The sequence below is a fragment of the Clostridium sp. NkU-1 genome (assembly GCA_001312405.1).
In genome coordinates this window covers 1-19,351 of record BBDR01000019.1, presented here as the reverse complement: position 1 = coordinate 19,351, position 19,351 = coordinate 1, and the positions used below count along the sequence as shown (strand labels likewise).

General features: G+C 44.7%; 19 protein-coding genes and 3 pseudogenes. 19 read left to right on the top strand and 3 right to left on the bottom strand.

Features of this window, described 5'->3' with window-relative positions; all coding sequences use genetic code 11:
- The first annotated feature begins 80 nt into the window (after positions 1-80).
- From JCM10519_RS21015 to JCM10519_RS32695, 8 genes and pseudogenes are all read left to right on the top strand, one after another.
- Entirely contained in the window at positions 81-725 is a 645-nt protein-coding gene (locus tag JCM10519_RS21015; RefSeq protein ID WP_054741608.1) for an MBL fold metallo-hydrolase, read from the top strand.
- A 91-nt stretch (positions 726-816) separates the two neighbouring features.
- On the top strand, positions 817-2,298 hold the full coding sequence (gene hemZ / locus JCM10519_RS21010) for a coproporphyrinogen dehydrogenase HemZ (protein WP_054741606.1): 1,482 nt from the start codon (positions 817-819) through the stop codon (positions 2,296-2,298).
- A 135-nt stretch (positions 2,299-2,433) separates the two neighbouring features.
- Positions 2,434-3,660, top strand: a complete 1,227-nt coding sequence (gene hisS, locus JCM10519_RS21005; protein WP_054741604.1) for a histidine--tRNA ligase — start codon at positions 2,434-2,436, stop codon at positions 3,658-3,660.
- 86 nt (positions 3,661-3,746) lie between these two features.
- Positions 3,747-5,536 (top strand): annotated as a pseudogene (gene aspS / locus JCM10519_RS21000) (aspartate--tRNA ligase).
- Between the two features lie 206 nt (positions 5,537-5,742).
- Positions 5,743-7,572 (top strand): 5'-nucleotidase C-terminal domain-containing protein, encoded by a 1,830-nt coding sequence (locus JCM10519_RS20995; RefSeq protein ID WP_054741601.1) that lies wholly within the window; start codon positions 5,743-5,745, stop codon positions 7,570-7,572.
- 324 nt (positions 7,573-7,896) lie between these two features.
- Positions 7,897-8,217 carry a GNAT family N-acetyltransferase gene (locus JCM10519_RS32700; RefSeq protein WP_347845034.1) on the top strand — a complete coding sequence of 107 codons (321 nt, stop codon included), beginning with the start codon at positions 7,897-7,899 and terminating at the stop codon, positions 8,215-8,217.
- A 231-nt stretch (positions 8,218-8,448) separates the two neighbouring features.
- Positions 8,449-8,847, top strand: a complete 399-nt coding sequence (locus JCM10519_RS20985; RefSeq protein WP_347845033.1) for a CDP-alcohol phosphatidyltransferase family protein — start codon at positions 8,449-8,451, stop codon at positions 8,845-8,847.
- Between the two features lie 200 nt (positions 8,848-9,047).
- A complete protein-coding gene (locus JCM10519_RS32695) occupies positions 9,048-9,191 on the top strand; it encodes a hypothetical protein (protein ID WP_347845032.1) in 144 nt (47 codons plus the stop codon).
- 285 nt (positions 9,192-9,476) lie between these two features.
- On the opposite strand, the pseudogene JCM10519_RS20975 reads toward JCM10519_RS32695, so the two are convergent.
- The 3 genes and pseudogenes from JCM10519_RS20975 to JCM10519_RS20970 all read right to left on the bottom strand — a co-directional run bounded on the left by JCM10519_RS20975 (position 9,477) and on the right by JCM10519_RS20970 (position 11,434).
- Positions 9,477-10,638: pseudogene (locus tag JCM10519_RS20975) on the bottom strand (iron-containing alcohol dehydrogenase).
- A gap of 26 nt (positions 10,639-10,664) precedes the next feature.
- Complete coding sequence (locus JCM10519_RS32690) at positions 10,665-10,841, bottom strand: hypothetical protein (RefSeq protein WP_347845031.1); 177 nt, start codon at positions 10,839-10,841, stop codon at positions 10,665-10,667.
- Positions 10,838-11,434, bottom strand: a complete 597-nt coding sequence (locus tag JCM10519_RS20970) for a DeoR/GlpR family DNA-binding transcription regulator (protein WP_347845030.1) — start codon at positions 11,432-11,434, stop codon at positions 10,838-10,840. The genes JCM10519_RS32690 and JCM10519_RS20970 overlap by 4 nt, the downstream gene beginning before the upstream one ends.
- 408 nt (positions 11,435-11,842) lie before the next feature.
- On the opposite strand from JCM10519_RS20970, the gene JCM10519_RS20965 reads away from it, so the two are divergent.
- From JCM10519_RS20965 to JCM10519_RS32660, 11 genes and pseudogenes are all read left to right on the top strand, one after another.
- Complete coding sequence (locus tag JCM10519_RS20965; RefSeq protein ID WP_054741597.1) at positions 11,843-13,165, top strand: Na+/H+ antiporter NhaC family protein; 1,323 nt, start codon at positions 11,843-11,845, stop codon at positions 13,163-13,165.
- Between the two features lie 33 nt (positions 13,166-13,198).
- A complete protein-coding gene (gene mtnK, locus JCM10519_RS20960) occupies positions 13,199-14,107 on the top strand; it encodes an S-methyl-5-thioribose kinase (RefSeq protein WP_347845029.1) in 909 nt (302 codons plus the stop codon).
- Between the two features lie 19 nt (positions 14,108-14,126).
- On the top strand, positions 14,127-14,405 hold the full coding sequence (locus JCM10519_RS32685; RefSeq protein ID WP_347845028.1) for a hypothetical protein: 279 nt from the start codon (positions 14,127-14,129) through the stop codon (positions 14,403-14,405).
- Between the two features lie 57 nt (positions 14,406-14,462).
- Positions 14,463-14,696 carry a hypothetical protein gene (locus JCM10519_RS32680; RefSeq protein WP_347845027.1) on the top strand — a complete coding sequence of 78 codons (234 nt, stop codon included), beginning with the start codon at positions 14,463-14,465 and terminating at the stop codon, positions 14,694-14,696.
- A gap of 16 nt (positions 14,697-14,712) precedes the next feature.
- The gene (locus JCM10519_RS20955) at positions 14,713-15,510 is read left to right on the top strand and encodes an S-methyl-5-thioribose-1-phosphate isomerase (RefSeq protein ID WP_347845026.1); all 798 of its coding nucleotides are present in this window, start codon (positions 14,713-14,715) and stop codon (positions 15,508-15,510) included.
- Positions 15,511-15,776: 266 nt separating this feature from the next.
- Positions 15,777-16,427, top strand: a complete 651-nt coding sequence (locus tag JCM10519_RS20950) for a class II aldolase/adducin family protein (protein WP_054741595.1) — start codon at positions 15,777-15,779, stop codon at positions 16,425-16,427.
- 127 nt (positions 16,428-16,554) lie between these two features.
- Positions 16,555-17,274: a glycosyltransferase gene (locus JCM10519_RS32675; protein WP_347845025.1), complete on the top strand. Its 720-nt coding sequence runs from the start codon at positions 16,555-16,557 to the stop codon at positions 17,272-17,274.
- Positions 17,262-17,471: a hypothetical protein gene (locus JCM10519_RS32670; RefSeq protein ID WP_347845024.1), complete on the top strand. Its 210-nt coding sequence runs from the start codon at positions 17,262-17,264 to the stop codon at positions 17,469-17,471. The genes JCM10519_RS32675 and JCM10519_RS32670 overlap by 13 nt, the downstream gene beginning before the upstream one ends.
- Positions 17,420-17,665 (top strand): hypothetical protein, encoded by a 246-nt coding sequence (locus JCM10519_RS32665; RefSeq protein WP_347845023.1) that lies wholly within the window; start codon positions 17,420-17,422, stop codon positions 17,663-17,665. The genes JCM10519_RS32670 and JCM10519_RS32665 overlap by 52 nt, the downstream gene beginning before the upstream one ends.
- Positions 17,662-18,780 carry a glycosyltransferase gene (locus JCM10519_RS20940; protein WP_054741593.1) on the top strand — a complete coding sequence of 373 codons (1,119 nt, stop codon included), beginning with the start codon at positions 17,662-17,664 and terminating at the stop codon, positions 18,778-18,780. The genes JCM10519_RS32665 and JCM10519_RS20940 overlap by 4 nt, the downstream gene beginning before the upstream one ends.
- A gap of 108 nt (positions 18,781-18,888) precedes the next feature.
- Positions 18,889-19,351: pseudogene (locus JCM10519_RS32660) on the top strand (collagen-like protein); the annotation flags it as partial.

The following is a 19,351-nucleotide window of genomic DNA, read 5'->3' as shown; positions in this document are numbered from 1 at the left end:
CTTTTTGCGCCAGCTGTGAGCCCGGTGGATATGCTTGTACCAGAGTTACATAAAGATAATTTCAGTTAGGAGATAAGAACATGAGTGATTTCAGAATAAAGACCTTTCCTGTGGGCCAGATTGGAACCAACTGCTATGTCATATACCGGGAGTCCCTTAAAAAGGCAGTGATCGTGGATCCGGGCGCAGACGGAGCACATATCCTGGAGGTGTGCCGGGAGCTTTCACTGGTTCCTGAGGCGATTTTACTGACCCATGGGCATTTTGACCATATTTTAGCTGTGAAAGATTTAAAAGAGGCATTTCCTGAGATAAAAATTTATGCCGGGGAAAAGGAAAAAGAAATGCTGGCAGATCCGTCCGTCAATTTGTCTTCTTCTTTTGGCAAGGCTTATGCGGTTCATGCAGACAGATATGAGGAGGATGGAGCCATCCTCTCTCTTGCAGGAATGACCTTTCAGGTTTTGTTTACCCCAGGCCATACCTCTGGTTCGGTCTGCTACCTGATCGAGTCGGAAAACATCCTTATAAGCGGGGATACCCTCTTTTTGGAGTCTTTGGGAAGAACAGACTTTCCTACGGGAAACCAGTCCATGATCTTAAGCTCCATAAAGGAACGGCTTTTTGTCCTGCCTGACCATATTCTTGTTTATCCGGGCCATGGCGAGGCGACCACCATTGGCCATGAAAAAGTATATAATCCGGTGGCATCATACAGAGGATAGGAAGTATTAAAACGCATGGGCGAAAATGAGGAAACACCCTGCGGGTATCCCTGTATGTCCAAAAAAACATGGACGAAAATGAGGAAAACACATGATAGGATTAATATTAGACGACCAGTCCTTTGAGCAGGATATCCGGGAGCTGTTGATGGCGTTTTATCCGGGAGAGGGCTTTGTCCACAAGGAAAGCCCAGAAGAGACGTACCGTCTTCTTGTCCGGGGCAGGACGGGGGAATCTGTCTTTGAGCTGATGATCCAGGATTTTGAGAAGGAGACTCAAAGCTCTTCCTCCACAAAAGTGGATTTTACCGACCGTTTTGAAACCAAGAACCGGATCAAACGGATGCTTTATGTCATGGTTAAGGAGCTTACGGGGAAAGAACTTCCCTGGGGGACTTTAACGGGAATCCGGCCAACCAAAATAGCCATGACAAAGCTTTTGGAAGGATATACGGACGGGGACGTCCGCAGATACATGAAGGATACCTATTTGACCAGTGACGGAAAAATAGATTTAAGCCTGGAAATTGCCGGGCGGGAGATGGAACTCATTTCCGCCATTGATTACAGTCACGGTTACAGCTTGTATGTAGGCATTCCATTCTGCCCTACCACCTGTCTTTACTGCTCCTTTACTTCTTTTCCCATAGGACAATGGGAAAAACGCATGGAACAGTATCTGGAAGCTTTATTTAAGGAAATGGATTATACGGCAAAGAAAATGGCAGGAAGGACCCTGGATACGGTCTATATCGGCGGAGGTACTCCGACCTCCCTTTCCGCCCTTCATCTGGATAAGCTGATAACCAGGCTGAAAGCGACCTTTGATTTTACCGGGGTCAAGGAATTTACCGTGGAGGCCGGACGCCCGGACAGCATTACCATGGAAAAGCTTCAGGTTCTAAAAGACCACGGTGTGACCCGTATATCCATCAATCCCCAGACCATGAAGCAGGAAACCCTGGACATCATCGGCCGCCGCCATACCGTGGACATGGTAAAGGACCGGTATTTTATGGCAAGGTCTTTGGGCTTTGACAACATCAACATGGACTTAATCATCGGGCTGCCGGAAGAGGACATGGAAGATGTGACCCGTACCATGGAGGAAATAAAGGCTCTTGGGCCGGATGGCATTACCGTTCATTCCCTTGCCATCAAACGTGCGGCCCGCCTTAACATGTTTAAGGAAAAATACGGGGATTTAAAGATCACCAATACCCAGGAAATGATAGATTTAACCGCCTCCTATGCAAGGAGCATGGGACAGGAGCCGTATTACCTTTACCGCCAGAAAAACATGGCCGGTAATTTTGAAAACGTGGGCTATTCCCTTCCAGGCAAAGCCTGTATCTATAATATTTTAATTATGGAAGAAAAGCAGACCATTATGGCCTGTGGGGCAGGAACCACCACAAAGGTGGTGTTCCCGTCAGAGAACCGTCTGGAACGGGTGGAAAATGTCAAAGATGTGGAACAGTATATCACCAGAATCGATGAAATGCTGGAAAGAAAAGAAAAAAATGCTTGCAAAATTAGAAATGTAATTTACAATAGAGGCATGATTTCATAAGTCCTGCCCATGCTTTTTGGGCATAAAGGTATACTTAAAGGGTGTTTCCTATATACCCGCAGGGTATTTCCCTATAAAATTAAGAAAATAACGGAGTGAACGAAATGGCATTAAAAAAAGAAACCGGTTACCGGAATGAAGGATATTCTTCCCGCCGAGATGCAGGTACGGGAATATGTGATGAACCAGATACGTGAAACCTATGGAGGCTTCGGCTTTCATTCCATCGAGACTCCCTGTGTGGAGCACATCGAGAACCTGACCAGCAAACAGGGCGGAGATAATGAAAAGCTGATTTTCAAGATCATGAAACGGGGAGAAAAGTTAAATCTGGAGACAGCACAGGCGGAAAATGATCTGGTTGACAGCGGTCTCCGGTATGACCTGACCGTTCCCTTATCCAGATATTATTCCAATAACGCTGCGTCCCTGACCGCTCCCTTTAAATCCCTTCAGATGGGAAGCGTATGGAGGGCGGACCGTCCCCAGAAAGGACGTTTCAGACAGTTTGTCCAGTGCGACATCGACATACTGGGAGATTCCACCAGACTTGCAGAGATCGAGCTTATCCTGGCTACCACAACCTTACTGGGAAAGATTGGATTTAAAGGATATACCGTAAGAATCAATGACCGGAATATCTTAAAGGGAATGGCTGCCTTCTGCGGCTTCCCGGAAGAAGCTTATGACCAGGTGTTCATCATTCTGGATAAGATGGACAAGATCGGTATGGAGGGCGTGGCAAAGGAACTGGCAGAAGCAGGTTATGATGAAGAAAAAATTAGGAAATATCTATCCCTTTTTGAATCGGTAACACCCGATGCTGCCGGAGTGCGCAGTCTGGGCACCACCTTAAAGGAGGCGATGGATCAGGAACAGGCAGAAAACCTGGCGGCTATTATTGACAGTGTGAGCCAGATTACCACCAGCCAGTTTCACATCGTATTTGATCCAACCCTGGTGAGAGGAATGTCTTACTATACCGGAACCATTTTTGAAATCCAGGTAGATGGTTTTCCCGGCTCCGTAGGAGGCGGCGGCCGCTACGATAAGATGATCGGCAAATTCACAGGCATGGATACGCCTGCCTGCGGTTTTTCCATTGGATTTGAGCGGATCATCACCATCCTGATGGATGAGGGCTTTACAGTTCCCGGAAAGGAAGAAAAGGTTGCCTTTTTAATCGAAAAGGGTGCCGGTGATGATGTGATGAACGAAGCTGTCAAAGAGGCAATGGAAGAACGGGCAAAGGGTGTGACCGTTCTGGTTTCCCAGATGAATAAAAATAAGAAATTCCAGAAAGAAAGCCTTCAGAAGGAAGGTTATACGCTGTTTAAAGAGTTTTACAAGGAAGTTCGATAAGCAATACACTTTAGTAAATATATCAGGAGGAACGCCCTAAGGGCATAGTTATATGCCGGAAAGCTTGGGGCAGGAAAGAGGAAATTATGGCAGAGTCAATGTTAGGCTTAAAAAGATCCCATAGATGCACAGAGGTTACAAAAGCCAATGTAGGCAGTGAAGTAACGATTATGGGCTGGGTACAGAAAAGCAGAAATAAGGGAGGAATCATTTTTGTTGATTTAAGAGACCGTTCCGGAATTCTGCAGATCATTTTTGAGGAAAGCGATTGCGGTGCTGAGAGCTTTGCAAAGGCTGAAAAATTAAGAAGCGAGTTTGTCATTGCAGTGACCGGCGAAGTGGAGACAAGGGCAGGAGGCGTTAATGAGAACCTGGCCACAGGTGCCATTGAAGTGCGGGCAAAGAGCTTAAGGATCCTTTCCGAATCCGAAACACCTCCCTTCCCAATCGAAGAGAACAGCAAGACAAAGGAAGAACTGAGATTAAAATACCGTTTCCTGGATCTTAGAAGACCGGATATCCAGAAGAACATCAGGGTGAGAAGCCAGGTTGCCACCTTAACAAGGGCATTTTTGGCAGAAGAAGGCTTTTTGGAGATCGAAACACCGACCCTTATTAAGAGCACACCGGAAGGCGCCCGGGACTATCTGGTTCCAAGCCGTGTCCACCCAGGCTCTTTCTATGCACTTCCCCAATCTCCCCAGCTTTTTAAGCAGCTGCTGATGTGTTCCGGTTATGACCGTTATTTCCAGCTGGCAAGATGCTACCGTGACGAGGACCTCCGTGCCGACAGACAGCCGGAATTTACCCAGATCGATATGGAGCTGTCCTTTGTGGATGTGGAGGATGTGCTGGAAGTCAATGAAAGGCTGTTAAAGAAATTATTTAAGGAAATCTGTGGGTTTGATATCCAGCTTCCAATTACGAGAATGACCTGGAGAGAAGCCATGGACCGCTTTGGTTCCGACAAGCCGGATATGCGTTTTGGAATGGAGCTTAAAAATGTTTCCGATGTAGTAAAGGATACAGAATTTGCAGTGTTCAAGGGCGCGCTTGAAAACGGCGGTTCTGTCCGGGGTATCAATGCCGAAGGACAGGGAGCCATGCCTCGTAAGAAAATCGACGCCCTGGTGGAATATGCAAAGGGCTTTGGTGCAAAGGGTCTGGCTTATTTAGCTGTCAATGAAGACGGAACCTATAAATGCTCCTTTGCTAAATTCATGACAGAGGAAGAACTTCACGCTCTGGCAGAAGCAATGGAGCAAAGCCGGGAGACTTACTTTTATTTGCGGCTGACCGGGATAAAGTGGTATTTGACGTATTAGGCAGCTTAAGACTGGAGCTGGCAAGACAGCTTGATCTTCTGAAAAAGGATGACTTTAAGTTCTTATGGGTAACGGAATTCCCGCTGCTTGAGTATTCCGAAGAACAGGGCCGTTTTACTGCAATGCACCACCCATTTACCATGCCAATGGATGAAGACTGGGCGCTTATTGACAGCGATCCTGGCGCGGTCCGTGCAAAAGCATATGACATCGTGTTAAATGGTACGGAGCTTGGCGGAGGTTCTGTCCGTATCCATCAGAGTGATATCCAGTCCAAGATGTTTGAAGTACTGGGCTTTACAAAGGAACAGGCTCAGGATCAGTTCGGCTTCCTTTTAGAGGCGTTTAAATATGGAGTTCCTCCTCACGCAGGACTTGCTTACGGTCTGGACCGTGTGGTCATGCTGATGGTAGGTGCAGACAGCATCCGGGATGTAATCGCATTCCCCAAGGTAAAAGATGCTTCCTGCCTGATGACAGAGGCGCCTTCAACCGTAGATTCCAAGCAGCTTGTAGAACTGGGTATAGAAATCAGTGAAGAAAAAGAATAATTGAGCCATGAGGGATGCCCCTCTGCCAAAAGTGTCAGCTTAAGGCGGAGAGGGCATCCCTTTTTTTACGTTTACAATTTCCATATTAATAAGAAACCTGTGAAAAGTAATAAATAATTTGAAGAAATCAAGAAAATTATATACTATTTTTACATTTATCTGATATAATAGAGGAAAATGTACTTTTTAAAAGGAGGGTTTTAAAAATGAAAGGAAGTAAGACAAGAAGGTTTCTGTCATTATGGCTGGCACTGCTCATGGTCCTCTCCCTGACAACCGGCATATCCTTTTCCTCTCTGGCTGCAGACCGGGATATTGTGGTTCTCTACACCAACGATGTCCACTGCGGCGTAGACGGCAACATAGGATATGCGGGACTGGCTCTTTATAAGAAAGAGATGCAGGCCCAGACACCTTATGTGACGCTGGTTGATGCAGGAGATGCCATTCAGGGCGCGCCTATTGGAACGCTGTCGGACGGAGGATATCTGATCGACATTATGAATAAGGTCGGTTATGACTTTGCAGTGCCGGGCAACCATGAGTATGATTATGGGATGCCCCGTTTTCTGGAACTGGCAGGTAAGTTAAGCTGCGGCTACTATTCCAGCAATTTTATGGATTTAAGGACTGGCTCCACGGTATTTGCTCCCTATAAGATGTTTACATATGGAGATACCAAGGTTGCGTTTGTGGGTGCTACCACACCGGAAAGCTTTACCAAATCCACACCAGCTTATTTCCAGGATGGAAACGGAAATTACATATACGGTTTTTGTGAAGATGAAAATGGACAAAAACTCTATAACCAGATTCAGTCAGCTGTAAACAGTGCAAAAGCGGAAGGGGCTAATTATGTAATCCTGGTAGGCCATCTGGGCGAAAACGGGACAACAGACCGCTGGACCTCTGACAATGTAATTAAGAATACCACAGGCATTGATGCATTAATCGACGGCCATTCCCATGAGGAATATGGAAAGTACATAAAGAATAAGGATGGCCAGGATGTGCTTCTTACCCAGACAGGTACAAAGTTAAAGAACATCGGAAAGCTGACACTTCACACAAATGGAACGATTTCCAGTGAACTGGTTACCCAGGTTCCGGCAGGAGCAGGTACCAGCGCTTATACAGTAAAGAATGGAGATTCTTTAAGCCGGATCGCAAAGAGGGAATTAGGCTCCTATAACCGCTGGAATGAAATCTATGAAGCAAACAGAGACAAGATCAAGGACCCCAATGTCCTGGCTGTTGGTATCCAACTGGTGATTCCTGGAAAGAGTGCTGTCACAGCTGACGGAAAAGCCATTGACTATGATACAGACAAGTTTATTAAGGAAATCCAGGCTCAGTACAATGAGACATTAAAGACTGTGATCGGCCATACGGATGTGGAACTTACGGTCAATGATCCGGCGACCGGAAACCGTGCGGTCAGAAGCGCAGAGACAAACCTTGGTGATCTATCTGCAGATGCATACCGCTATGTTCTTGGAGCAGAGATCGGCCTTTCCAATGGCGGCGGCATCAGAGCCAACATTAAGGCCGGCAACATTACCTACAATGATACCCTTACTGTATTCCCATTTGGCAATATGGGATGCGTTGCAGAGGTAACCGGCCAGCAGATCAAGGATGCCCTTGAAATGGCTTCCCGGAACTGCCCGAAGGAGAACGGCGGTTTCCTGCAGGTATCCGGTCTTACCTATACCATCGATACCTCCAAGACCTCCAATGTCCAGGTGGATGAAAAAGATAATTTTGTGAAGGTAAATGGAGCATACCGGGTATCCGATATCATGGTAGGCGGCGCTCCTCTTGACGTGAATAAGACTTATACCGTAGCCTCTCATAATTACATGTTAAAGTCTGGCGGTGATGGCATGACCATGTTTAAGGGAAGCAAGGTAATCCGGGATGATGTCATGACTGATGTAGATTTACTTTCCACTTACATCCGCAGCAATTTAGGCGGCAATGTAGGTGCTGATTATGTGAATCTCACAGGTCAGGGCAGAATTACCATTAAATAAAATGAAAAGCAGCCTGCTCTGGTAAGAAGGAGCAGGCTTTTTCATTGCTTCTTTTCGCAGAAAGTGTTACACTTAAAGAAAGAAACAATTATAGATAAAAGATTAGGAGATTGATATTATGTTATTAAAGAACCCGCAGACCCGTTTTGAGGAAATATACCGGATTTATAAGGAATCATTTCCTGATATTGAGCGCCGTACAAAAGACGATCAGAAAAGGGTTTTCGGCAATCCCTGTTATAAAGTCCGGGTAATAGAGGAGGACGAAAAAATTGTGGCCTTTCTGGGATACTGGGATCTTCCAACCTGTGTTTTATGGAGCATTTGGCCACAACGGAAGTATGCAGGGGAAAGGGATATGGAAAACAGCTGGTGGAAGAGATTGTGGAAGAGTCAGAAAAGCCTGTGTTTCTGGAAATAGAACCAATCACTGAGAAGAATCCCATGACCAGAAGCAGGGAAAGATTTTATGAAAGGCTGGGATTTCACTCCAATTCCTTTTACTATGAGCAAATGCCCTTAAAGCCTGGGGACAAGGCCATTCCCCTGTTGATTATGAGTTATGGAAAGCTCATGGCGGAAGATGAATTTAAGCCATATAAGAGAGAAATCTATGAACTGGTATATGGAGTGGATGCTGAGTAAAGGTTGAAAACGCCGCAATGGACTGTCAGAAAAGCCGGTGCTTTGCCGGCTTTATACGGCAGGGAATCTTCTATTTATTAAAGCGCTGGAGGTTCAAATGAAGAACATTCCCAACTTGATTACCATAACAAGAATGTTAGGAACTTTGGTTTTATTGGTCATTAAACCATTTTCAGGACAATTTTTTTTATTATATACTTTTTATGTGGTATCAGTGATGTTTTGGACGGTATGATTGCGCGGAAGATGAATGTGGTAAGCAAAAAGGGTCAGATTCTGGATAGCATTGCAGATGCATTTATGATTGCGGTTTTGTTATCCATATTTGTTCCCAGCTTTAAAATGCCTTTGTGGAGCATATGCTGGATAATTATGATTGCCGTTATACGCCTGGCATCCTTAGGGATTGGTTTTATACGATACAGGCAGCTGGCCTTTTTACATACGTATGGGAATAAGGCAGCGGGGATCGTTTTATTTTGTTTCCCCCTTCTCTATATTTGGTTAGGATTATATACAGCGATCATTTTGGTTTGTTTTATTGCAAGCATTTCGGCGATAGAAGAATTGATCATCAATATTATTTCTAAAAGGTTATGGAGAGATATTAAATCTATATTTTCATTATGAAATGCCCAAGATCCCTAAAATTCAATTTGCAGGTCGGTTTATGAGCCAAATCCAGAGTCAGACTTGCCAAACTGTAAATTTATTTATGTTAGAAGCCTTCAACGGTGCACCTGATTATTATTCCCAAGGGGCCGTTGATTTTTTTCTTTGTGACTATTCTGATGAATGGATAAAAAGCTATCATTGATAGGGCGGTGTATGTGCTCCAGGAAGATGGAAAAATCATCATTACGGGAAGCATAAAGGGATACGGTACAGCCATGATGGATGAACTGGAAAGAACTTTTAAACTGTACGCTGATTGTGAATATTATTTTAATAAGGAAAACAAAGAAGATTATTGAATAGATTATCAAAATAACCGGTTCATATGGCTGGACATTGATTTTGCAACCGGTTTTTTTACTATATGCATATAAGTATTTGTTTCAAAGAGATATTGAATTGGTATATAAAACAAAGCGAAGATAATATTAAAAATATAGCACTGAATATTTATAACCTATATTCAGTGCTATATCCGAAAATTGACCTTATCTGCAGTCCGTAGCCGGCATCATGCCGGCTTTTTTTCTTTACTTATTCTAAGTTACTCTACATGGAAATCATATTTTCTGGCTTTCATTTTTTTATTTCGCCAGCTCTAAGATTTCCATTACCTGCTCTTTCCCCAGAGGAACATAATGGCCGATTGTACCGTTTGAAGTCGCCCGGTCCGCCATTTCTTCAAAATGTTCACTGTTAATTCCCATCTCTGTCAGGGAGGTTCTTAAATTGAGAATTCCGAAAAATTCCATTAAACGGCGGCGGAGTATCATGGCCATTTCGGACATGGAATGGTCATGGTAATCTGTGTGGAAAATACGGTTTGCAAGTTGTGCCGGTTTTTCCGGCTTTACTTTTTCCATGTATTTTAACCATGCCAGAAGCACCACTGCCATTCCTTCTCCGTGTGTAATGCCGTATTGAGCGCTTATTTCGTGTTCGATGCGGTGGGAACCCCAGTCAGCCACCCGCCCGGTATCCAGAAGATTGTTATGGGCAATGGAGGCGAGCCACTGAATCTCGGCCCGTGCATGATAGTCATCCGGATGGGACATTAAGCGTTCTCCGTTTAATAAAAGGGCCTGTACCGCTCCTTCAATCAGAAAATCCGTGGTATCTACAAAGGGGACGTTGGTAAAATACCGTTCCAGCAGATGTGACAAAATATCTGCGATTCCGCAGCTTGTCTGATAAGGCGGAAGGGTTAAAGTAAAGGCAGGATTCATAATGGAAAAGCGTGGAATGATGACGTCACTTTCAATTCCAAGCTTGTGAAGTCCGTTTGAAATAATGGAACAGTTGGAAGTTTCGCTCCCGCTTGAAGGAAGGGTGCTGATAACGCCCATAGGAAGAGCAGTACGAAGAGGGGCCTTTCCTTCGAAAAAAATCCCAGACATCTCCGTCATATGGGATGCCTGTGGCCACGGCTTTTGCTGTATCAATAGAGCTGCCTCCTCCTACTGCAAGGATAAAGTCGATATTTTTCTCTTTTCCAAGGGCGGTAAGCTGGCGGACCAGTTCTATTTTTGGATTTGGAACAACCGATCCGTTTTCAAAAAACACGATGTTTTCTTTTTCGCAGGCATCTTTGACCGTGTCAAAGATACCCAGGGTCTTGATGAAATCGCCGCTGTAAACAAGCAGGAGCGAATGAACGTTTAAATCGTGAAGCAGAGCTTGGACTTCTTTTTCGGAATCTTTGCCAAAAATAATTTTTGCCGGGTTATGATAATTGAAGTTTTGCATAATCAGTCTCCTTTTTGATAGGCAACTTACAAATACTCTAAATGAATTTTTTTGTTTATGCATTCGGCTTCCCATGTTGGCGGCAGAGGCTTGTCTGTAATGATTGTGTCTACCACCGACAGGCCGGCGATCAAAACAGAGGCATTGCTGCTGAACTTGGTATGGTCGGCAATCAAAAAGCGTTTTCTGGAGTGATCGATCATCCCTTTCCGCACCATGCTGATGCCAGATTGTTATCGGTCAGTCCGAAGGTCATGTCGATGGCAGGGCAGCTTATAAAAGACTTGTCTGCAATGTATTCGTTAAGCTCATTGGTAGTTTTATAGCCGATGAAGGAGTTCGTCTTTGCATGAAGTTCTCCTCCTAAGCAGATGATGCGCGGGGCAGCATTGGGCTGCTCATTAAAAATATAACATATTCTTAAGGAATTGGTGATAATGGTAATGGGAAGATCTGCTTCCAGAATTGCCTGGGAAAGCTTTAAGCAGGTAGTGCTGGCATCCAGCATGATGACATCTCCTTTTGAAATAAAGCTGAGAGCATGCTCTGCCATTTGCCGCTTTTCCATCGGAAAAAAGGTTTCCCTTAATTTGGCGGGAACTCCTAAATCATTTTCTTCTGGAAGAAAAGCTCCTCCGTAAATGCGCTGTGCTTTTCCTGCTGCTTCCAATTCTTTTAAATCCCGCCGTATGGTTTCCATGCTGCAGTCAAGAGCCTGACATAAATCAGAAATAAGAACGCTTTTATTTTTCTTTAATTCATTTTCGATATAAGCTTGTCGCTCAATTTTAAACATATTAATCTCCGGTCTTTTTTTTGATAGAGGGCTATGCCCTTGTAAAAAACGCAACATAAAGTTTGTTATCATTTTTTCATTATAGCATCTATACAAACAGAAGGCAAGTAAAATGTGGTTTTTTTGAAATGTTGTGAGGTGTTAAGCTACGTTTTGAGAGGCGTTGAGGTAGTTTAATGACAAAATGTATAAAAAAATAGATTTATAATAAAAAAATATATGCAAATATTATTGACATATGTGGTTTTGTGATGTATCTTAAGAGAGACAAGCAACATCCCACACAAAAACGGTCTTTTTATCAGGTGTGGAAAATATACGCCTGGATTTGAGGAAATGTATGGGAAGGCTGGTCGGAAAAAGCGTACGCATAAAGTTGACAATCATTAATATGTAGGAGGAAAAGTTATGTCTGAAAAGAAAAAAGGAAGTTTTATAGGTCTGATGCCACTAATTGTATTTTTGTCGCTGTATCTGGCTACAGGTTTTGTCTCCGGCAGTTTTGATAATATGCCGCTCATGATTGGTATTTCCATCGCATGTTTTGTGGCATTTCTTCTGCAGAATCCAGGGGAAGAAAAGGTAAGCTTTACAGATAAGGTTACCATATTCTGCAAAGGCGGGGGAGATGATACTCTGATTTTGATGGTGATCATTTTCCTTCTTGCCGGCGCATTTTACAGTGTGGCAAATAATATGCATGCTGTGGATTCCATCGTAAACATCGGCCTTACCATATTGCCGACTAGAATGCTGCTTCCCGGATTGTTTTTGATAGGCTGTATCTTAAGCTTTTCCATGGGAACTTCCATGGGAACTGTTTCGGCTCTGATGCCAGTGGCGATTGACCTTGCTGCAAAAACAGGCGTCAACGTTGCGCTTATCGGCGGTGTAGTAGTTGGAAGCGCTATGTTCGGCGACAATTTATCTTTTATTTCTGATACTACAATTGCTGCCACCCGTACCCAGGAGGTCAGCATGAAGGACAAGTTCAGGGCTAATTTCCTTATGGTACTTCCTGCTGTCATTATTAACCTGATCTTATTGAGTTTAGTTCCCATGGGGAGGGAAATTGCAGCCCAGGTATATGATTTCAATGTTATTAATATTGTTCCTTATGCGGTTATCATTGTTTTATCTTTAAGTGGTATGAATGTTATTCCGGTTATGGGCCTGGGCATTTTAAGCGGCCTTGTTATTGGCATGATGCATGGTGATTTTACCCTCTTACAATCTCTTGGCATTCTGCATGAAGGTATGACATGGATGGAAGATATGTCCTTGATTGCGGTATTGGTTGGAGGCATGGTGGCGCTGATGAAGTATTTCGGCGGTATTGATTATCTGCTGGAGAAGTTGACGAAAAAAACAAAAAGCGCCCGTGGCGGGGAGCTGAGCATTGCGGCATTGGTTTCACTGCTTGATATATCAACAACCAACAATACAATTTCAATTATCGCTGCCGGTCCGATTGCAAGGAATATTGCGGATGCCCAGGGAATCGACCGCCGCCGTGTAGCCAGTATTCTGGACCTGTTTTCTTCTGCTTTTAATGGTTTGCTTCCTTATGCAGGACAGCTGCTGGTGGCAGGTGGCCTGGCAGGGATCAGTCCTACCGCCATCATGCCATATGTATGGTACTGCCTGCTGATGCTTGTTTTTGGTGTGCTGTTTATTGTAACCGGGTTTCCCAAAAATTTGGCAGCAGCAAATAATTTACGAGGAGAATAGGGATGAATACAAAATATACGGAACATTTTTTTAATGAAGCTTGAAGACGTTAAGAAGTATGCGGCGGAGGTTATTTGTTTTTTTGGACCGGAAGCAGAGCTTACAGTGTCTGAGATTGGCGATGGCAATATTAATTATGTTTTTCGGGTATCTGAGAAAGCCACAGGCCGTTCCCTGGTTATTAAACAGGCAGATAAGGTGTTAAGGGCATCAGGCCGTCCCCTGGATTTACACCGTAATAAAATAGAAGCGGAAATACTGAAAATACAAGGCAAACTGGCACCTGATTATGTGCCCAGGGTCTATCGGTATGATGAAATTATGTGTGCTTTGTCCATGGAAGATATTTCTGCTTATAAAAATCTTCGCAAAGAAATGCTTTTAGGGAAAACATTTCCCCGCCTGGCAGAAGATATTTCTTCATTTTTGGTGGATACACTGCTTCCTACAACGGACCTTGTTATGGACAGAGGGTTAAAAAAGGAATGGGTTAAATTGTTTACCAATGTGGAATTGTGTGATATTTCGGAGGATCTTGTTTTTACTCAGCCTTATTATGACTTAAAAGGACGCAACTGCAATATTGTTACACCGGGAAATGAAGTGTTTGTGGAATCCTGCCTGTATTCTGATGAGGAATTAAAGGGAGAGGTGGGAAAATTACGGGATGACTTTATGAACCATGCTCAGGCATTGATTCATGGGGATCTTCATTCAGGCTCGATTTTTGTAAATAATGAAGGAACAAAAGTCATTGACCCGGAATTTGCGTTTTATGGTCCTATGGGTTATGACATTGGAAATGTGATTGGCAACCTTTTCTTCGCATGGACGAACAGGGCTTATCTTGAACCGGAAAATAGCGAATTTTTAAAGTGGATTGAAGAAACGATCATCCAGTGCTACGATATGGTAAGGGATAAAATAGGAAAAAAAGTATGATGAGGTTGTTTCGTTTGATATGTACAGGAATTCCGGTTTTAAAGATCATTATATTCGTAAGATAATGGCTGACACCCTGGGATATGCAGGCACGGAAATAATCCGCCGCGTTGTGGGAGATTCGAAGGTAGAGGAAGTAAGCGGCGTGGAAAATGCGGAAAAACGAATTGAAATAGAGAGGGCCTTGATTTTAACCGGTATAGTTCTGATTAAGCAGCGGGAAAAGCTTTCACAGGGAAAGGAAATTGCCCATCGGTTTCATGAAATCATTGAACATCAGGTAAGTGGAAAGATGTAACCTTTGCGGCGTTTTTGTTGGCAGGATGACCTTACTGGCAGTAGAAAGGAGAAAGTAATGAAAAGAGGAGACGAAGGCTTGGCATTTATGCTGCGCTATGAAAATGTTGCATGGTATGAAGACGGGATGGTGCGCATATTAGACCGGCGTATTTATCCGGTGAGAACAGAATATGTAGTGTGCAGAAAGCATGAAGAGGTGGCTCAGGCCATTGCAGATATGGTTACCCAGAGTGCAGGCCTTATACTGCGGCTGCCATGGGAATGGCACTTGCTGCTTATGAAGTTATGAAGAGCGGCAGGCAGATGTGGAAGAATATATGGAACATGCTGCTTATACGCTTTCTCATGCCCGTCCGACAACCGTGAAAGCTATGGTGAAAATCACGGATGGAGCCATGGCAATCGTAAGGGAGAAAGTCCGGGGAGGAGAAACCGGGCAGAAGCTTGTGGATGCCATGCAGGAGTATGCGTTTCATTATATAAACAATAACTATCTGAAATACTGTAAGGTGGGTTCTTATCTGGCCGACCAGATTCCCCAAAATGGAACGGTTATGACCATCTGTTTTGCAGAAACAGTCATTGGAACAGCACTTCGGGAATGCCGTAACAGAGGGAATGAAATTAAAATGATATGTGCAGAGACACGTCCGTATTTTCAGGGAGCGCGCTTGACAGCCAGCGTTGCCTGTGATATGGGGTTTGATGTAACGGTTGTGTCTGATAATATGCCCGGATATGCTATGAAGGAAAAAAAGGTTGACGTATTTACTTCTGCTGCGGATGTTATTACCATGGATGGTTATGTAGTCAACAAGGTGGGCACATTTCAAATGGCACTTATGGCAAATTACTGGGGAATCCCTTATTATGTGACAGGAGAGCCTAATGAAGCTCATAAGACCATAGATACGGTCAGGATCGAAGAACGCGATCCGGAACAGGTTCTGGAAGCCATGGGAACCAGGGTCACTATGCCGGGTGTGAAGGGGTATTATCCGGCTTTTGATATTACTCCGCCCAAGCTTTGTGATGGTGTGGTAACGGACAAGGGGATTTTTGCTCCGTTGAATTTAAACGCATATTTTAACCAAATCAAGTAAGTCCCCCACTGCAAGTGCAAAAAGCACAGTGTGACCCAGTGTTCCCGCCCCTTAGAAGCGGGAACACGAGGTTATTAAGTGGTGGGTGGGGACTTGCCCCAGTCAGGTGGAGTATAAGTCCCGCCTGACAAGCAGCAATAGCTGCTATTCAGTTATGCCCGGCGGAGCGGGGCACGCTGTGAGTAAGCAGGGTCGCGGATTGCGAATATCCGCTTGGCATAAAGTTTAGAAAGACCGGGGAGAGGGCTGATTTAAGGAGGATGAAAATGTTATTACAAGATGAAAGAGAATTGATTGTTGAATATGGAAAGAGAATGAGCCAGGAGAAACTTTCGCCGGGAACAAGTGGTAATTTAAGTATTTATAATGAAGAAAAAAAATTGATGGCTATTACGCCTTCCGGAATAAATTATATGGACCTTCACCCGGAAGACGTGGTGATTACGGATCTGGAAGCTAATATCGTTGATGGAAGCCGTAAACCATCCAGCGAGTGGGCACTTCACTCGGTTTTTTACAGAGATAAACCGGAAGCCCGCGCAGTGGTTCATTCCCATTCCATGTATTGTACAGTCCTGGCGGCTTTAAATCTGCCTGTAAAGGCAGTTCATTACGTCATAGGTGATGCCGGCACTGCCGAAGTGCCGTGCGTGCCGTATCACACATTCGGAACGGTGAAGCTGGCTGAGGAATCGATAAAGTATTGTGGAAAAGGCAAAGCAGTACTGCTTGGAAATCATGGACAGATTGTATGCGGCAGCGATCTTAAGAGCGCCTATGGGCTTGCGTGCAATCTGGAGTTTCTGGCAGAAGTCCAATATAAAGCAATGTGTCTGGGAAACCCTGTTATCTTAAATGGGGAACAGATGAAAGAAGTGATGGAGAAATTCAAGACCTATGGTCAGACGAATCATTAAAAACAATTACTTAGGGGGGGATGCAGTGATGCAGCCTCCCTTCTTCACAAGATAAGCTGCAGGATGCATATACTGAATTTAGTAGAATAAATATAGCGAATAAAAATGTCTAAAGGAGTCGGTGGAAGTGAACAAATATAAAATTTGTGTATATGCAATCAGTAAAAACGAAGAGCAGTTTGTAGACCGCTGGATGGATGCCGTATCCGAAGCGGATGCCGTCATTGTGACGGATACAGGTTCAACCGATCATACGGTTGAAAGGCTTCGGGAAAGAGGAGCCATTGTTTATGAAGAGACCATATCGCCATGGCGGTTTGACACGGCCCGCAATGTGGCATTAAGCCATGTCCCCGAGGATGCGGACATCTGCGTTTCGAATGACTTGGATGAGGTCTTTGAGCCAGGCTGGAGACAAAAGCTGGAAGACCTATGGAAGCCGGAATATACCCGTGCACGATACTTATTTACATTTGCCTGTAATCCTGACGGCACTCCCCAAAAACAGTATCCTATGGAAAAGATCCACATCCGGCATGGCTACCGCTGGGTACATCCGGTTCATGAGGTCCTGGAATACAGCGGTGCTGGTCCGGAACAAACTGCATGGATTCAGGGAATCGTTCTCAATCATTATCCGGATTTATCAAAGCCAAGAAGCCAGTATCTTCCCCTTCTGGAATTATCAGTTGAGGAGAATCCGCTTGATGACAGGTCTATGTTCTGGCTTGGAAGAGAATATATATATCATAAAAATTATGACAAGGGAATTGAAACACTGAAGAGACATCTTTCCCTGCCAACGGCAGATGGAACGAGGAGCGAAGTGCCTCCATGCGCTTTATAGCCCAATGCTATGAAGAGAAGGGAAATATGAAAGAAGCCAGATCATGGCTCTTCCGTGCTTTGGCGGAATGCCCGGATGCCAGAGAACCATATCTGGCACTGGTAAAATCAGCCTATAAGGAAAAAAACTGGCCCCTGTCCTACGCATGGCAGAAAAAGGATTATCGATCAAGGGAAATTCAGGCAGCTATCTGGTAGAACAGGAATGCTGGGGATTTGCTTTGTATGATTACGGCGCCATCGGTGCTTATAACATGGGGATGTATGAGAAAGCCAGGGACTATGCCCGGAAAGCCTTGGGGCTGGACCCATCCAACAAAAGGCTGCAAAATAACATGCTTATGATTGAGGACAGGATCAAAAAACAGAAAAAAGCGGAGGGATCCTCATGAGACTAAAAATCTGTGTTTATGCCATTTGTAAAAACGAAGTTCAGTTTGTAGATAAGTGGATGGACTCTATGAGTGAGGCGGACCTGATTGTGGTCACTGATACCGGTTCGGATGATGGAACTGTTGAAAAGTTGAAAGAGCGGGGCGCGGTTGTATATGTGGACATAGTAAAGCCCTGGAGATTTGATGTGGCGCGGAATATTTCCCTGGATCATGTCCCGGAGGATGTAGACATCTGCGTCTGTACGGACTTAGATGAATTGTTTGAGCCAGGCTGGCGTAAGAAGCTGGAGGAAGCGTGGCTTAATCAAGGTCCGGGAAGTTCCAGACAGACCGCAGGAATGGGAAGATACCTTTATAACTGGAGTCTTAAGGAAGACGGTACTCCTGACATTCAATTTTATTACTTTAAGGTGCATAGCCGGCAAGGCTTCCGCTGGAAATGCCCTGTTCACGAATTTATCCAATATACGGGCAATCTGCCCGTTAAAACCATATACATCGAAGGAATGATTCTCAGCCATTACCCGGACATTCAAAAATCCCGGGGTTCCTATCTTCCCCTCTTGGAGCTTGCTGTGAAGGAGGATCCGGAGGATGAGAGGATGCGGTACTATCTTGGAAGAGAATACATGTATAAGAGCCAGTGGCAAAAATGCATTGATACACTTAAGGAATATCTTGATTTGCCGGCTGCTGTATGGAAAGACGAACGATGTGCCGCAATGCGCTGGATTGCAAAATCCTGCTATAAAATAGGAGATTCAAAAGGGGCATACGCCTGGTATTATAAAGCGATTGCTGAAGTACCGGATATTCGTGATCCCTATGTGGAGTTCTCTAAAATGTGCTATGAATTAAAAGACTGGGCAATGACATATTTTTTGACAAAAGAGGCTTTGAAGATCAAGGAGAAATCAAGGACCTTTGTCAATATGGGATATTCCTGGGATTATACTCCGGATGACTTTTGCTCCATAGCTGCTTATTGGCTGGGTATGCCAAAGGAATCCCTGGAACATGCAAAAAGTGCTCTTCAATATGCTCCCGATAATGAACGGCTAAAAAGCAACTTTAACATCGTTTCTGCCGCACAAAAATCAAATGTTCCTTAAAAAATGGAGCGTATTATTGCTGACATTAGAATATGTTCCTTTAGGGATTTTTAGAAGGGGTGTCATAATATGGAGAATGCCAGCGATAGTTATGGAAACAACCCGGCGCTGACAAAACAGGATTGTTCAGAGAAAAGCTGCAGATGTAACCGTGGCTGCTGTTCCGTTGGTCCTACAGGCCCAACAGGTCCCAAAGGGAATACGGGGTGTCCTGGTCCAAAAGGTGAAACAGGTATGCAGGGGCCCAGAGGCTGCCAGGGCCCAACGGGTCCAACGGGTCCGCTGGGGGGCATGGGGCCGAGGGGCTGCCCTGGGCCAATGGGTCCAACGGGGCCAACAGGTCCGAGGGGAGTGACAGGTCCGACGGGAGCAACCGGTCCAACTGGCCCGCAAGGAGATACGGGTCCAATAGGTCCGCAGGGAGCTACTGGTCTGCAAGGAGCAACGGGTCCAACCGGTCCACAGGGAGACACCGGTCCAATGGGTTCACAAGGAGACATTGGTCCAACCGGTCCACAAGGAGATACAGGTCCAACCGGCCCACAGGGAGTTACTGGCCCAACTGGCCCGC

Coding starts and splice junctions, on each gene's coding strand:
- JCM10519_RS21015 (WP_054741608.1), top strand. CDS start 81: ATGAGTGATTTCAGAATAAAGACCTTTCCTGTGGGCCAGATTGGAACC.
- hemZ (WP_054741606.1), top strand. CDS start 817: ATGATAGGATTAATATTAGACGACCAGTCCTTTGAGCAGGATATCCGG.
- hisS (WP_054741604.1), top strand. CDS start 2,434: ATGAAGGATATTCTTCCCGCCGAGATGCAGGTACGGGAATATGTGATG.
- JCM10519_RS20995 (WP_054741601.1), top strand. CDS start 5,743: ATGAAAGGAAGTAAGACAAGAAGGTTTCTGTCATTATGGCTGGCACTG.
- JCM10519_RS20985 (WP_347845033.1), top strand. CDS start 8,449: ATGATTGCGCGGAAGATGAATGTGGTAAGCAAAAAGGGTCAGATTCTG.
- JCM10519_RS32690 (WP_347845031.1), bottom strand. CDS start 10,841: ATGATCGATCACTCCAGAAAACGCTTTTTGATTGCCGACCATACCAAG.
- JCM10519_RS20970 (WP_347845030.1), bottom strand. CDS start 11,434: ATGTTTAAAATTGAGCGACAAGCTTATATCGAAAATGAATTAAAGAAA.
- JCM10519_RS20965 (WP_054741597.1), top strand. CDS start 11,843: ATGTCTGAAAAGAAAAAAGGAAGTTTTATAGGTCTGATGCCACTAATT.
- mtnK (WP_347845029.1), top strand. CDS start 13,199: ATGAAGCTTGAAGACGTTAAGAAGTATGCGGCGGAGGTTATTTGTTTT.
- JCM10519_RS32685 (WP_347845028.1), top strand. CDS start 14,127: ATGTACAGGAATTCCGGTTTTAAAGATCATTATATTCGTAAGATAATG.
- JCM10519_RS32680 (WP_347845027.1), top strand. CDS start 14,463: ATGAAAAGAGGAGACGAAGGCTTGGCATTTATGCTGCGCTATGAAAAT.
- JCM10519_RS20950 (WP_054741595.1), top strand. CDS start 15,777: ATGTTATTACAAGATGAAAGAGAATTGATTGTTGAATATGGAAAGAGA.
- JCM10519_RS32670 (WP_347845024.1), top strand. CDS start 17,262: ATGCGCTTTATAGCCCAATGCTATGAAGAGAAGGGAAATATGAAAGAA.
- JCM10519_RS32665 (WP_347845023.1), top strand. CDS start 17,420: ATGGCAGAAAAAGGATTATCGATCAAGGGAAATTCAGGCAGCTATCTG.
- JCM10519_RS20940 (WP_054741593.1), top strand. CDS start 17,662: ATGAGACTAAAAATCTGTGTTTATGCCATTTGTAAAAACGAAGTTCAG.